The 14,876-nt window shown below is 56.7% G+C and carries 11 protein-coding genes; 1 reads left to right on the top strand and 10 read right to left on the bottom strand.

Annotated features, from left to right (window positions below; translation table 11 throughout):
• Positions 1 to 17: 17 nt before the first annotated feature.
• The 10 genes from brnQ to sdhC all read right to left on the bottom strand — a co-directional run bounded on the left by brnQ (position 18) and on the right by sdhC (position 13,194).
• Positions 18 to 1,331 carry a branched-chain amino acid transport system II carrier protein gene (gene brnQ / locus HBN79_RS10260; protein WP_169916683.1) on the bottom strand — a complete coding sequence of 438 codons (1,314 nt, stop codon included), beginning with the start codon at positions 1,329 to 1,331 and terminating at the stop codon, positions 18 to 20.
• A gap of 449 nt (positions 1,332 to 1,780) precedes the next feature.
• Positions 1,781 to 2,662 carry a succinate--CoA ligase subunit alpha gene (gene sucD, locus HBN79_RS10265; RefSeq protein ID WP_095002114.1) on the bottom strand — a complete coding sequence of 294 codons (882 nt, stop codon included), beginning with the start codon at positions 2,660 to 2,662 and terminating at the stop codon, positions 1,781 to 1,783.
• Entirely contained in the window at positions 2,662 to 3,828 is a 1,167-nt protein-coding gene (sucC, locus tag HBN79_RS10270) for an ADP-forming succinate--CoA ligase subunit beta (protein WP_016780173.1), read from the bottom strand. Before sucC ends, sucD begins: the two co-directional genes overlap by 1 nt.
• A gap of 226 nt (positions 3,829 to 4,054) precedes the next feature.
• Positions 4,055 to 5,491, bottom strand: coding sequence for a dihydrolipoyl dehydrogenase (lpdA, locus tag HBN79_RS10275; RefSeq protein WP_016780172.1), 1,437 nt, complete (start codon positions 5,489 to 5,491; stop codon positions 4,055 to 4,057).
• 105 nt (positions 5,492 to 5,596) lie between these two features.
• Positions 5,597 to 6,817 (bottom strand): 2-oxoglutarate dehydrogenase complex dihydrolipoyllysine-residue succinyltransferase, encoded by a 1,221-nt coding sequence (gene odhB / locus HBN79_RS10280; protein ID WP_083369842.1) that lies wholly within the window; start codon positions 6,815 to 6,817, stop codon positions 5,597 to 5,599.
• A 41-nt stretch (positions 6,818 to 6,858) separates the two neighbouring features.
• A complete protein-coding gene (locus HBN79_RS10285) occupies positions 6,859 to 9,690 on the bottom strand; it encodes a 2-oxoglutarate dehydrogenase E1 component (RefSeq protein ID WP_020467780.1) in 2,832 nt (943 codons plus the stop codon).
• Positions 9,691 to 9,950: 260 nt separating this feature from the next.
• Positions 9,951 to 10,655, bottom strand: coding sequence for a succinate dehydrogenase iron-sulfur subunit (locus HBN79_RS10290; RefSeq protein WP_016780169.1), 705 nt, complete (start codon positions 10,653 to 10,655; stop codon positions 9,951 to 9,953).
• A gap of 11 nt (positions 10,656 to 10,666) precedes the next feature.
• The gene (gene sdhA / locus HBN79_RS10295) at positions 10,667 to 12,442 is read right to left on the bottom strand and encodes a succinate dehydrogenase flavoprotein subunit (protein ID WP_016780168.1); all 1,776 of its coding nucleotides are present in this window, start codon (positions 12,440 to 12,442) and stop codon (positions 10,667 to 10,669) included.
• Between the two features lie 3 nt (positions 12,443 to 12,445).
• A complete protein-coding gene (gene sdhD / locus HBN79_RS10300; RefSeq protein ID WP_003446906.1) occupies positions 12,446 to 12,814 on the bottom strand; it encodes a succinate dehydrogenase, hydrophobic membrane anchor protein in 369 nt (122 codons plus the stop codon).
• Entirely contained in the window at positions 12,808 to 13,194 is a 387-nt protein-coding gene (gene sdhC / locus HBN79_RS10305; RefSeq protein ID WP_019828563.1) for a succinate dehydrogenase, cytochrome b556 subunit, read from the bottom strand. The genes sdhD and sdhC overlap by 7 nt, the downstream gene beginning before the upstream one ends.
• A 351-nt stretch (positions 13,195 to 13,545) precedes the next feature.
• On the opposite strand from sdhC, the gene gltA reads away from it, so the two are divergent.
• Positions 13,546 to 14,835 carry a citrate synthase gene (gene gltA / locus HBN79_RS10310; RefSeq protein WP_095002115.1) on the top strand — a complete coding sequence of 430 codons (1,290 nt, stop codon included), beginning with the start codon at positions 13,546 to 13,548 and terminating at the stop codon, positions 14,833 to 14,835.
• Positions 14,836 to 14,876 lie beyond the last annotated feature (41 nt).

Here is a 14,876-nt window from a genome sequence, read left to right on the forward strand (position 1 = left end):
TTTGGCGAACCGGGTAATTACGTCATTGCTTCAACTCGTTTGCCCAGCAGACGGTCGCAGATTACTGCGCCCAGCAGGGTCACAAGACTAGGCACCAGCCACGCCAGGCCCTGCTCGCTAAATGGCATATTGGCCAATTGGGCCGGAATCCACTCACCGAGGCCAGCACCTTTAAGCGCGTCGATCGAGCCAAAGAAGAACGACACCAGCATGACCGGACCAACGATCCGGCTCTGGGCATTCCACAGGCCTTTGCAGAAACTCAGCGCCACCAACACGATGCAAGGCGGGTAGATCGCCGTCAGCAACGGGATGGAAAACGCAATCAACTGGGTCAAGCCAAGGTTCGACACGGCCAGCGAAAACAGCGCAAGGATGATCACCAGCGTCTTGTAAGACAGTGGCAGCACAGTACTGAAGTATTCAGCGCAGGCACAGGTCAGGCCAACGGCCGTTACCAGGCAAGCCAGTGCAATCAGTACGGCAAGGAAACCGCTGCCCAGCGAACCGAAGGTGTGTTGTACATAGGCATGCAGTACCGCCGCACCATTGGTTGCACCCGCCGCCACTTCATGGCTGCCCGCACCCAGGCGGAACAGGCTGATGTAGACCAGCGCCAGGCCGACACCGGCGATCAGGCCAGCAATGATGGCGTAGCGGGTAATCAGCTTGGGTGATTCAACACCACGGGAACGGATGGCATTCACGATCACGATACCGAACACCAGCGCACCCAGGGTATCCATGGTCAAGTAGCCATTGATAAAACCCTGGGAGAACGGTGCGGCCACGTACTCGGGGGTCGCGACGCCAACATCACCTGCAGGCAAGGCAACGGCAGCAATGCCGAGAATGGCCAGGGCGATGATCTTCAACGGAGCAAGGAAGCGCCCTACCGTGTCCAGCAGGCGACCCGGGTACAACGACACGAAAAACACGATCAGGAAGTACACCGAGCTGTACAGAAACAGCGCCAGTGGGCTTTCACCGGTCAAAGGTGCCAGGCCGACTTCAAAGGATACGGTGGCGGTACGCGGGGTCGCGAACAACGGGCCAACAGCCAGATAGGCCACGGCTGCCAACAAGCCCCCGGCGATCTTGCCGATCGGGCTGCTCAGCGCGTCCATGCCGCCACCGACCTTGGCCAGGGCAATAACGGTGACTACCGGCAGACCGACTGCGGTGATCAGGAAGCCCAATGCAGCCATCCAGACGTTAGGTCCGGCCTGCAGGCCAACGATTGGCGGGAAAATGATGTTGCCTGCCCCAACGAACAGGGCAAAAGTCATAAACCCAAGTGCCAGGATGTCCTGGCCTTTCAATACTTTCATTACGGAAATACCACACTACTGAATCGGGATTTAGAGGGGAATTTCCCGTGCGGATGTGGGAAATGCTGTCGATCCGTATAAGACCAACCCTTCTAGCGCGTGGCTTCCTTTTGGGATGCACACGCAGAACTGCGGAATGCTGGCAAGATTACCGAGTTTTTTCCTACAGCGCACTGTTAGAGGGCGGACTGTCCGATGAACGAACGCAGTTGTCGCCTGGACGACATCGAAAAATGCTTTGGTGTGGTTTTGCCTGCCCTGGATAGCTCAAAACCGCACGTTGTGGGAGCGGGCTTGCCCGCGATGGTAACGACGCGATTTATCTGAATGACCGCGGCGCCTGCATCGCGAGCAAGCCCGCTCCCACAAGGGTTTTGCTTGACCCCAAACGCACAAAGGCCACCCGAAGGTGGCCTTTGCCTGGTAGAGCAGTCAGTTAAGCGCGAGGCTTACTTCATTGCCCAGCCAGTCAGCTCGGACAGAGCCTTGCCGATGTCTGCCAGCGAACGCACGGTTTTTACGCCTGCGTCTTCCAGGGCAGCAAACTTCTCGTCTGCAGTACCCTTGCCGCCAGAGATGATTGCGCCTGCGTGGCCCATGCGCTTGCCTGGAGGGGCAGTCACACCAGCGATGTAGGAAACAACCGGCTTGGTCACGTTTGCCTTGATGTAGGCAGCCGCTTCTTCTTCAGCCGAACCGCCGATCTCACCGATCATAACGATCGCTTCGGTCTTCGGGTCTTCCTGGAACAGCTTCAGGATGTCGATGAAGTTGGAACCAGGGATCGGGTCACCACCGATGCCTACGCAAGTCGACTGGCCGAAACCGGCGTCAGTGGTTTGCTTTACAGCTTCGTAAGTCAGGGTGCCGGAACGCGACACGATGCCTACTTTGCCTGGCAAGTGAATGTGACCTGGCATGATGCCGATCTTGCATTCGCCTGGCGTGATAACGCCCGGGCAGTTAGGGCCGATCAGGGTAACACCCAGTTCGTCGCACTTAACTTTGCAGTCCAGCATGTCCAGGGTAGGAATGCCTTCAGTGATGCACACGATCAGCTTGATGCCGCCGAACGCTGCTTCAAGGATCGAGTCCTTGCAGAAAGGAGCCGGTACGTAGATAACGCTGGCGGTTGCGCCAGTTGCTTCTACGGCTTCTTTCACGGTGTTGAAAACAGGCAGGTCCAGGTGAGTGGTGCCGCCTTTGCCCGGAGTAACGCCACCAACCATCTTGGTGCCGTATTCGATGGCTTGCTGGGTGTGGAAGCTGCCCTGCGAACCGGTGATGCCCTGGCAGATAACTTTGGTGTCTTTATTGATCAGGACGCTCATTACTTGCCCTCCGCAGCTTTAACAACTTGTTGAGCAGCGTCGGTCAAGCTGGTAGCAGCGATGATGTTCAAACCGCTTTCTGCCAGTACTTTAGCGCCCAGATCAGCGTTGTTGCCTTCAAGGCGCACAACTACCGGGATTTTCACGCCGACTTCTTTCACTGCACCGATGATGCCTTCGGCAATCATGTCGCAACGAACGATGCCGCCGAAGATGTTAACCAGCACTGCTGCGACATTGCTGTCGGACAGGATGATTTTGAACGCTTCGGTAACGCGTTCTTTGGTAGCACCACCGCCAACGTCGAGGAAGTTGGCTGGCTTGCCGCCATGCAGGTTAACGATGTCCATGGTGCCCATGGCCAGACCAGCGCCGTTAACCATGCAGCCGATGTTGCCTTCCAGCGCTACGTAGTTCAGTTCGAACTTGGCAGCGTGCGCTTCGCGCGGATCGTCTTGCGACGGATCGTGGAAAGTTTTCAGCTTAGGCTGACGGTACATGGCGTTTGCGTCGATGTTGATTTTGGCATCGAGGCAGTGCAGATCGCCGTCAGTCTTGATAACCAGCGGGTTCACTTCCAGCAGGGCCAGATCGTGATCCTTGAACAGTTTGGCCAGACCTACGAAGATCTTGGCGAACTGAGCAACTTGCTTGCCTTCCAGACCCAGCTGGAAAGCCAACTCGCGACCCTGGAATGGCTGTGCGCCAACCAGTGGATCGATCGTTGCTTTCAGAATTTTTTCTGGAGTGTCGTGAGCGATTTTCTCGATGTCCACGCCACCTTCGGTGGAAGCCATGAACACGATACGACGGCTCGAACGGTCAACGACAGCGCCCAGGTACAGCTCTTTAGCGATATCAGTGCACGACTCAACCAGGATCTTGGTGACCGGCTGACCATTGGCGTCAGTCTGGTAAGTCACCAGACGCTTGCCCAACCACTGTTGTGCGAATGCTTTAGCGTCTTCTTTGCTGCGAACCAGCTTAACGCCGCCCGCTTTACCGCGACCACCTGCGTGAACCTGGGCTTTTACAACCCATTCGGTCCCACCGATTTTGTCGCAAGCTTCTGCGGCTGCTTCCGGGGTGTCTACTGCATAACCCTTGGATACTGGCAGGCCGTATTCAGCGAACAGCTGCTTACCCTGATACTCGTGAAGATTCATGCTTTTTACCGTCTTCGTTAGGTACTGCGCATTCGGCGCTGCACTACTATTAGTGCCGCACCACCTGTGACTGCTGCTTGTGCTGTTTCAACAAACCCGACATCCGCTTGAGCGGAGCCGGGCCCGGTTAAAACAAGACAAGACTGCGTCCGGCGGAAGTTCCGCGGTGAGGCTTGCTAGCAAGGCTCACGACGGGCAAACCGCCGTGGTTTCTTATTGTCTGGTCTTAACGTTTCTTACGGTTGGCAATGTGGATGGCGCCGCCATTCACAGCCAGTGCTGCTTCGTGCAAGGCTTCGGACAGGGTCGGATGGGAGAAAACCATCATGCCCAGATCTTCAGCGCTGGTGCCGAATTCCATACCGATCGCGCCCTGCTGTACCAGCTCTGCAGCGCTCGGGCCAATCACGTGGACGCCCAGTACGCGGTCAGTTTTGGCATCAGCAATGACTTTGACAAAGCCACCGGTGTCGTTTGCTGCCATGGCACGGCCACTGGCGGCGAACGGGAAGGTGCCGACGTTAACCTCAACGCCTTCAGCTTTCAAGGCCTGCTCGGTTTTACCAACCCACGCGATCTCCGGGTGAGTGTAAATAACCGATGGAATCAGGTCGTAGTTCATCTCGGTCTTGTGACCTTTGATGCGCTCGACAACCATGATGCCTTCTTCGGAAGCCTTGTGTGCCAGCATCATGCCGCGAACCACGTCACCAATGGCGAATACGCCCGGTACGCTGGTTGCGCAATGATCGTCAACAAACACGAAACCGCGCTCGTCGATGGTCACGCCGCTGTCAGCTGCCAGCAACTCGGTAGTCACCGGACGGCGACCCACGGCTACGATCAGCTTGTCGAAGGTGATGGTCTGTTCGCCGTTGGCGTCGGTGTAGGTCACAACGACTTCTTCGCCGTTGACCTTGGAACCGGTGACGCGAGCGCCCAGCTTGATGTCCAGACCTTGTTTGGTCAGGGTTTTGTAGGCTTCTTTCGAAACGGCAGCGTCAGCAGCCATCAAGAAGGTGTCCAGGGCTTCCAGAACAGTCACTTCAGCGCCCAGACGGGACCATACCGAACCCAGTTCCAGACCGATCACGCCAGCGCCGATAACGCCCAGACGTTTTGGCACGGACTGGAATTCCAGGGCGCCGGTCGAATCAACGATCACGTTGTTGTCGACTGGAGCAGGTGGAATGTCGATCGGACGCGAGCCCGAAGCCAGAATCACGTTCTCGGCTTCGATTATTTCAACGCTACCGTCTGGCTTGGTCAGCTCAACACGCTTGCCGGCCAGCAGTTTGCCGTGGCCTTGCAGGGAAGTAACGCCGTTGGCCTTGAACAGGGTCGCAACGCCGGAAGTCAGACCTTTAACGATGTTGGCTTTACGGCCAACCATCGCAGCAACGTCCATCTTCACTTCACCGGTGGTGATGCCGTGGATGGCGAATGCATCCTTGGCCTCGTGGTACTTCCAGGAGCTGTCCAGCAGCGCCTTGGATGGAATGCAGCCAACGTTCAGGCAAGTACCGCCCAGCGCCAGTTTGCCTTCCTTGTCGGTGTATTTTTCGATGCAAGCAGTCGAAAGGCCCAGTTGCGCGGCCTTGATGGCTGCAACATAGCCGCCAGGGCCCGCACCAATCACTACAACGTCAAATTTCTGAGACATGAAAATAGATCCTCTATTAGCTACAAGCTGTCAGCAGCAAGCTGCAAGCCAAAGCCAGACTGCTTTTTCCCGCAGCCTGGCACCTGAAACTTGCAGCAGCTTCTATTAGATATCCAGCAGCAGACGAGCCGGGTCTTCCAGCAGGTTTTTGATTGCTACCAGGAAACTTACAGCTTCTTTGCCATCGATCAAGCGGTGATCGTAAGACAGAGCCAAATACATCATCGGACGGATAACTACCTGACCGTTGACTGCCATTGGACGCTGAAGGATGTTGTGCATGCCCAGGATCGCGGCTTGCGGCGGGTTAACGATCGGGGTCGACATCATCGAACCGAAAGTACCACCGTTGGTGATAGTGAAAGTACCACCGGTCATTTCGTCGATCGACAGTTTGCCGTCACGGGCTTTTTTACCGTAGGCAGCGATGCCGCCTTCGATTTCAGCCAGGCTCATCAGTTCGGCGTTACGCAGAACCGGAACCACCAGACCACGGTCGCTGGAAACAGCTACACCGATGTCGGCGAAGCCGTGGTAAACGATGTCGGAACCGTCGATCGAGGCGTTAACGGCCGGGAAGCGTTTCAGTGCTTCGGTAGCTGCTTTCACGAAGAACGACATGAAGCCCAGGCGTACGCCGTTGTGGGACTTCTCGAACAGATCCTTGTACTTCGAACGCAGTGCCATGATTTCAGTCATGTCCACTTCGTTGAAAGTGGTCAGCATCGCCATGTTCGACTGAGCTTCAACAAGACGCTTGGCCACGGTGGCACGAACGCGGGTCATCGGAACGCGTTTTTCTACGCGGTCGCCAGCAGCGAATACCGGAGCGGCAGCGGCAGGTGCAGCGGCCTTGGCCGGCGCAGCAGCAGGAGCGGCTTTTTTGGCAGCTACCGCAGCAACTACGTCTTCCTTGGTCACACGACCGCCTTTGCCAGTACCGGCAACGGAAGCGATGTTGATACCGTTTTCTTCAGCGATCTTGCGTGCAGCCGGAGCAGCAACAGGATCGTCTTCGCCATCGGCAGCAGGAGCAGCAGCCTGGGCGGCCGGTGCAGCGGCAGCAGCAGGAGCGGCAGCAGCAGCGCCGCCTTCAACGATGGAGCCCAGCACTTCGTCGGACAGAACGGTGTCGCCTTCGTTCTTGACGATAGCGCCCAGCACGCCGTCAGCAGTGGCCAGTACTTCCAGCACTACCTTGTCGGTTTCGATGTCGACAATCAGGTCGTCGCGCTTTACAGCGTCGCCCGGTTGCTTGTGCCAGGTGGCAACGGTGCCATCGGCAACCGATTCCGGAAATGTTGGGGCTTTGATCTCGATAGCCATGTTCTTTGGTTCCTTAAATTCGGTTTCAGTGCGCGAAGGCGTTAAACAGTGAACGCGTCTTGCAACAGTTTTGCCTGTTGCTCAGCGTGCATCGATGCGTAACCACAAGCAGGTGCAGCAGAAGCGTCACGGCCCGCGTACTCGAGTACGAGCGACTTGTCGTGACCGCTGATGATGCGGCGCATGTGATGCTGGCTGCAGTACCAGGCACCCTGGTTCATCGGCTCTTCCTGACACCAGACAATATGCTTGGCGTTTTTGTACGGAGCCAGGACTTCAATCAAGTCGTCCTCAGGGAACGGGTACAGCTGCTCAAGACGCACGATAGCGATGTCATCACGACCTTCGGCACGGCGTTTTTCCAACAGGTCGTAGTAGACCTTGCCGCTACACAGCACGATGCGACCGACGTTCGCCGGATCCTGCGCATCGATTTCCGGAATAACGGTCTGGAACGAACCTTCGGCCAGATCTTCCAGGGTCGAGATTGCCAGTTTGTGACGCAGCAACGACTTCGGTGTCAGGACGATCAGCGGCTTGCGCAGCGGACGGATAACCTGACGGCGCAACAGATGGTAGATCTGTGCCGGAGTGGTCGGTACGCACACCTGAATGTTGTGCTCGGCACACAATTGCAGGTAACGCTCAAGACGTGCAGAGGAGTGCTCCGGGCCCTGACCTTCATAACCGTGTGGCAGCAGCATGGTCAGACCGCACAGACGGCCCCACTTGTGCTCACCGCTGGTGATGAACTGGTCGATTACAACCTGGGCGCCGTTGGCGAAGTCGCCGAACTGGGCTTCCCAGATCACCAGCGCGTTAGGCGTGGTGGTGGAATAGCCGTATTCGAACGCCAGGACCGCTTCCTCGGACAGCAGCGAGTCGTACAGGTCAAAGCGAGGCTGACCTTCGAACAGGTGCTTCAGGGGAATATAGGTGCCAGCATCTTTCTGGTTGTGCAACACGGCGTGACGGTGCGAGAACGTACCGCGACCAATGTCCTGACCGGTCATGCGAATCGGGTGACCTTCGAACTGCAGGGTTGCATATGCCATGGTTTCGGCATAACCCCAGTTGATCGGCAGGCCGCCGGCTTGCATTTTTTGACGATCTTCGTAGATCTTCGCAACCTGGCGCTGAACCACAAAGCCTTCTGGAATTTCCAGCAGCTTGGCAGACAGTTCTTGCAGGGTTTTCAGATCGAAACGGGTGTCGTGACGCGCAGTCCAGGCGTGGCCCAGATACGGACGCCAGTCCACGAACAACTCTTTGTTCGGTTCCTTGACCAGACTTTTCACAACATGCAGGCCGTTGTCCAGCGCGTTGCGGTATTCGTCGATCTTGGCCTGAACGCGTTCTGCGTCCACCACTTTCTCTTGTGTCAGGCGCTCGGCATACAGCTCACGGGTGGTGCGCTGCTTGGCGATCTGCTGATACATCAGCGGCTGGGTACCGTTTGGTTCATCGGCCTCGTTGTGACCGCGACGGCGGTAGCAGAACAGGTCGATCACGACGTCACGCTTGAACTGCATGCGGTAGTCGATAGCCAGCTGAGTCACGAACAATACGGCTTCCGGATCATCACCATTGACATGGAGGATCGGCGCCTGAATCATTTTCGCGACGTCAGTGCAGTACTCGGTAGAACGGGAGTCTTCCGGATTGCTGATGGTGAAGCCGACCTGGTTGTTGATCACCAAGTGAACCGTACCGCCAGTCTTGAAGCCGCGAGTCTGCGACATCTGGAAGGTTTCCATGACCACGCCCTGACCTGCGAAGGCAGCATCACCGTGGATGGAAATTGGCAGTACCTTTTCGCCGGTGCTGTCGTTACGACGGTCCTGGCGAGCGCGTACAGACCCTTCAACCACTGGAGAAACGATTTCCAGGTGGGAGGGGTTAAACGCCATTGCCAGGTGAACTTCACCACCGGCAGTCATGACGTTGGAGGAGAAGCCCTGGTGGTATTTAACGTCACCGGAACCCAACTCGATCTTTTTCTTGCCTTCGAACTCGTCGAACAGCTCGCGCGGGTTTTTGCCGAAGGTGTTCACCAATACGTTCAGGCGACCACGGTGGGCCATGCCGATAACGATTTCCTTGGTGCCGTAGTTGCCCGAACGCTGGATCAGCTCGTCCAGCAAAGGAATCAGGCTTTCGCCGCCTTCCAGGCCGAAACGCTTGGTGCCCGGGTATTTGGTCCCCAGGTACTTTTCCAGACCTTCAGCAGCAGTCACGCGCTCAAGCAGATGGCTTTTGACTTCAGCCGAGTAAGTCGGGCGGCCGCGTACGCTTTCGAGGCGCTGTTCAAACCAGTGGCGCTGCTCGGAATCGACGATGTGCGTGAACTCTGCGCCAATGGTGCGGCAATATGTCTGCTGCAACGCTTCGAGAATTTCGCGTAGGCTCGCTTCCTCTTTGCCGATATACAGGTCGCCGGCACGGAAGGTCGTATCAAGATCGGCATTGGTCAAGCCGTAATGATTGATCGACAGGTCTGCAGGTGCAGGACGCTGCCACAGCCCCAGCGGATCAAGCTGGGCTGCCTGGTGGCCGCGCATCCGATAGGCCTGGATCAATCGCAGCACTTCAACCTGCTTCTTCTCGTGCTCACTGCTCACGCTCCCGGCAGAAACCGGTTGAGCGCGGCGCTGGTTCTTTGCCAGCAGCACGAAATGGTCGCGGATTGTGGAGTGCGAAACATCGTTGGCAGAGTTGCCTTCAACAGGCAACGTCTGAAATTTGGTGCGCCATTCTTCTGGCACAGCGTTAGGGTCGTGCAGGTAGAGCTCATAGAGCTCTTCCACATAGGCAGCGTTACCACCTGAAAGATAGCCGCTGTTCCACATGCGCTGCATCACGCTTTCTTGCATGCTTGGTCACCCTCGGTTAGGGGACACCATCGACGAGAACACCAGAGCATGCTTGAGAAAGTCCGAATACAGCGACTAAAACAAGCCACTTAGGATCACGCTGATAGTCCGGGTACCAGCCCGGATGCCCCTGCTGGTCTCATTTCTTCAAAATAAGAGCCGCAGCTTTATGAGCTGTTGCTCAGGTTAAAACTACGGCGCCGGTTGAAGCCTGCGCCGTAGCATCTACGGTTACAGCGGTGCTGCGGTACTGCTTTGGATCACACGCCGCTTTGCAGCAGCATGCTACGCACGTGACCGATGGCCTTAGTCGGGTTCAGGCCCTTCGGACACACGTTTACGCAGTTCATGATCCCGCGGCAGCGGAATACGCTGAACGGGTCATCCAGCGAAGCCAGGCGCTCACTGGTCTTGGTGTCACGGCTGTCAGCCAGGAAACGATAGGCTTGCAGCAGTGCAGCAGGGCCCAGGAACTTGTCCGGGTTCCACCAGAAGGACGGGCACGAGGTCGAGCAGCAAGCGCACAGGATGCACTCGTACAGACCGTCGAGCTTTTCACGCTCTTCTGGTGATTGCAGACGTTCGATGGCCGGAGCCGGCGTGTCGTTCTGCAGGAACGGCTTAACTTTCTCGTATTGCTTGTAGAAGATGCTCATATCGACGACCAGGTCACGGATAACCGGCAAACCTGGCAGTGGACGAACGATCAGCTTGTTGCCTTTAACGACAGCGGACAGCGGCGTTACACACGCCAGGCCGTTCTTGCCGTTGATGTTCATGCCGTCGGAGCCGCAAACGCCCTCACGGCAAGAGCGACGATAGGAGAAACCCTCGTCCTGCTCTTTGATCAGGGCCAGTACGTCCAGCACCATCAGGTCTTTACCGTTGGTATTGACCTCGAATTCCTGCATGAACGGAGCGGCGTCCTGATCAGGGTTGTAACGATAAACACTGACTTTCAACATATCGGCCACCCTTAGTAAGTACGAACCATTGGCTCGAAGGTCGGAACGGTTTTCGGCGAGAAGTTCACCGCACGCTTGGCTACGCGCTTGTCACCCGGGAAGTACAGGGTGTGGCACAGCCAGTTAACGTCGTCACGATCTTCGAAGTCTTCACGGGCGTGAGCACCGCGCGATTCCTTACGAACTTCAGCAGCGATTGCAGTCGCTTCAGCCACTTCGAGCAGGTTTTGCAGCTCAAGGGCTTCGATACGGGCCGTGTTGAACGCCTGGCTCTTATCGTTGATTTTCACGTTGGCGATGCGCTTGCGCAGATCAGCCAGCTGGGCAATACCCTTCTGCATGTATTCGCCGGTACGGAATACACCGAAGTAGTTCTGCATGCAGCTTTGCAGCTCTTTACGCAGGGTTGCCACGTCTTCGCCGTCGGTACGCGAGTTCAGGCCGTCCAGACGTGCCAGGGCAGCGTCGATGTCGGACTGGCGTGGACGAGCGTAATCAACGCCTTCTTTAAGGGTCTGCTCAAGGAACAGGCCGGCAGCACGACCGAATACCACCAGGTCGAGCAGCGAGTTGCCGCCCAGACGGTTGGCACCGTGTACGGATACGCAAGCCACTTCACCTACTGCAAACAGGCCAGGGATGATCTGGTCGTTGCCGTCGGCGTCCTGAGTGATCGCCTGACCATGAATGTTGGTGGCAACGCCGCCCATCATATAGTGGCAAGTCGGAACCACTGGAACCGGAGCCAATACCGGGTCAACGTGTGCGAACGTTTTCGACAGTTCGCAGATACCTGGCAGACGGCTGTGCAGCACTTCCTCACCGAGGTGATCGAGCTTCAGCATTACGTGGTCGCCATCAGGACCGCAACCGTTGCCCGCGATGATTTCCTTAACCATCGAGCGAGCAACAACGTCACGACCAGCAAGGTCTTTGGCGTTCGGAGCATAACGCTCCATGAAACGCTCGCCATGCTTGTTGATCAGGTAGCCACCTTCACCACGGCAACCTTCGGTAACCAGTACACCGGCGCCGGCAATACCGGTCGGGTGGAACTGCCACATTTCGATGTCCTGTACCGGCACGCCAGCACGCAGCGCCATGCCAATACCGTCGCCGGTGTTGATCAGGGCGTTGGTGGTGGACGAGTAGATACGGCCTGCACCGCCAGTCGCCAGTACGGTCGCGTTAGCGCGAACGTAAGAGGTTTCACCGGTTTCGATGCAGATAACGATCATGCCGACGAAATCGCCAGCCTCGTTCTTAACCAGATCGACACCGTAGTATTCGTTCAGGAATACAGTGCCGGCCTTGAGGTTGGCCTGGTACAGGGTGTGCAACAGCGCGTGACCGGTACGGTCGGCTGCAGCGCAAGTACGGGCAGCCTGGCCGCCTTTGCCGAAGTCCTTGGACTGACCGCCGAAAGGACGCTGGTAGATACGACCCTGTTCGGTACGGGAGAACGGCAGACCCATGTGCTCGAGCTCGAACACGGCTTCCGGACCTACGGAACACATGTATTCGATAGCGTCCTGGTCACCGATATAGTCGGAACCCTTGACGGTATCGTACATGTGCCAGCGCCAGTCATCGTTTGGATCTGCAGACGCGATCGCGCAGGTGATGCCACCCTGGGCCGATACGGTGTGCGAACGAGTCGGGAAAACCTTGGTGATTACAGCAGTCTTGTGACCGCCTTGAGCCAGCTGCAGAGCAGCGCGCATGCCGGCACCGCCGCCGCCAATGATGATGGCGTCGAACGAAAGTGTATTAACTGTGTTAGCCATGAATCAGATACCCCAAAGAATCTGCACACCCCAGACGAAGTAAGCGAACATTGCAACGCCGCAGACTGCCTGGAAGAGGAAACGTACTGCTGTGGCGGACTTGCCCAGCGCCATTGGCGTCAGGTAGTCGGTCGCGATGGTCCACATGCCGACCCAGGCGTGTGCGCCCAGAGCAACAAGGGCCAGCAGGCTGAAAATACGCATCCAGTTGCTTGCGAACAGCTCATGCCATTGGGCGTAGCCAATGCCAGGGTTCGCAACGAGGTACCCGATCAGGAAGATGAAATAAGCCGCTAGAACAACCGCAGACACACGTTGTGCCATCCAGTCATAGAGGCCCGAACGCGACAGGTTCGTAACGCTGGTTACCATATCCAAACTCCCGCCAGAACAATCATCACCACGGAAATGACGATTACGATTTTCGAGCCCAGTCGGCCGCCTTCAAGCGTCTCACCGATGCCCATGTCCATGATCAAGTGGCGCACACCGGCAACCAGGTGATACAGCAAGGCAGAGAGCAGGCCCCACGCAACGAATTTGGCCAGCGGACTGGTCAAGCATGCCTTCACCTCGGCATAACCTTCTTCGGAACCCAGGGATTTGCTCAATGCATAAAGCATGATGCCCAGGCCGAGAAAAAGAATGATGCCCGATACACGGTGCAGAAATGACGTAACGCCGGTGATGGGGAGTTTGATGGTCCTTAGGTCTAGGTTTACAGGTCGTTGGCTATTCACGGCTTTTTTCACACTGAAGAGCCCCTAACAATCAGGGCAAGTTTGTTGGGATGCGCACTGGTCAGGTACCCACCACCCGGGAGTGACGACCCCCATCTAAACAGGCCCAAAAGCCTCTGGCGGTCGGCTGCCGAGTATAGACAGTTAGGTTACTAATGACAACGCAAACACCCACCCCCTAATAGCGCATTGCGCTATTGGCATAAAAGGCGTAAACGGCTGGGATATTCGCGAAAAAACGCTTCTCAAAGCCTTGTACAGCAAGACTTTAGGCAAATTGACATTCGAATTTATCTCACTATAGTGGTGCGGGCCCTGCGTGGGGGGTCTGTCTGATGATTTCAAGCATAAATAGGAGGCCACATGGCTGACAAAAAAGCGCAGTTGATCATCGAGGGCGCAGCCCCCGTCGAGCTGCCCATTTTAACTGGCACCGTGGGTCCCGATGTAATCGATGTGCGAGGCCTGACGGCCACGGGCCGATTCACATTTGACCCTGGCTTCATGTCGACCGCATCTTGCGAGTCGAAGATCACCTATATTGATGGTGACAACGGTATCCTGCTGCACCGCGGCTACCCGATCGAACAGCTGGCTGAACACTCTGACTACCTTGAGACCGCTTACCTGCTGCTGAACGGCGAACTGCCGACCGCAGAGCAGAAGGCTCAATTTGTCAGCACCGTGAAGAACCACACCATGGTTCACGAGCAGTTGAAGACTTTCTTCAACGGCTTCCGTCGTGACGCCCACCCGATGGCGGTCATGTGCGGTGTAGTCGGCGCCCTCTCGGCCTTCTACCACGACTCCCTGGACATCAATAACCCGCAGCATCGCGAAATTTCCGCGATCCGCCTGGTTGCCAAGATGCCGACGCTTGCAGCGATGGTTTACAAGTACTCCATGGGTCAACCCATGATGTACCCGCGTAACGACCTGACCTACGCCGAAAACTTCCTGCACATGATGTTCAACACGCCGTGCGAGATCAAACCGATCAGCCCGGTACTGGCCAAGGCAATGGACAAGATCTTTATCCTGCATGCCGACCACGAACAGAATGCGTCGACCTCTACCGTGCGCCTGGCGGGTTCTTCGGGTGCCAACCCGTTCGCCTGTATTGCTGCCGGTATCGCTGCACTGTGGGGCCCTGCCCACGGCGGCGCCAACGAAGCCGTGCTGACCATGCTCGACGAAATTGGCGATGTGTCCAACATCGACAAGTTCATCGCCAAGGCCAAGGACAAAAACGATCCGTTCAAGCTGATGGGCTTCGGTCACCGGGTTTACAAAAACCGTGACCCACGCGCCACTGTCATGAAAAAGACCTGCGACGAAGTTCTCAAGGAACTGGGCATCACCAACGATCCGCAACTCGAACTGGCCATGCGCCTGGAAGAGATCGCCCTGACCGACCCGTACTTCATCGAACGTTCGCTGTACCCGAACGTCGACTTCTACTCGGGGATCATCCTCAAGGCGATCGGCATTCCGACCAGCATGTTCACCGTGATCTTCGCCCTGTCCCGTACAGTGGGCTGGATCTCGCACTGGAAAGAAATGCTCTCCAGCCCGTACAAGATTGGCCGTCCGCGCCAGCTGTACACCGGCTACGAGCAGCGTGACATCACCAAGCTGGAAGACCGCAAGTAAGGCATATCCCACGATAGTGCCCTGATTGCAGACAATACGGC

The sequence above is a fragment of the Pseudomonas sp. WS 5051 genome (assembly GCF_012985715.1).
GTDB lineage: Bacteria > Pseudomonadota > Gammaproteobacteria > Pseudomonadales > Pseudomonadaceae > Aquipseudomonas > Aquipseudomonas bubulae.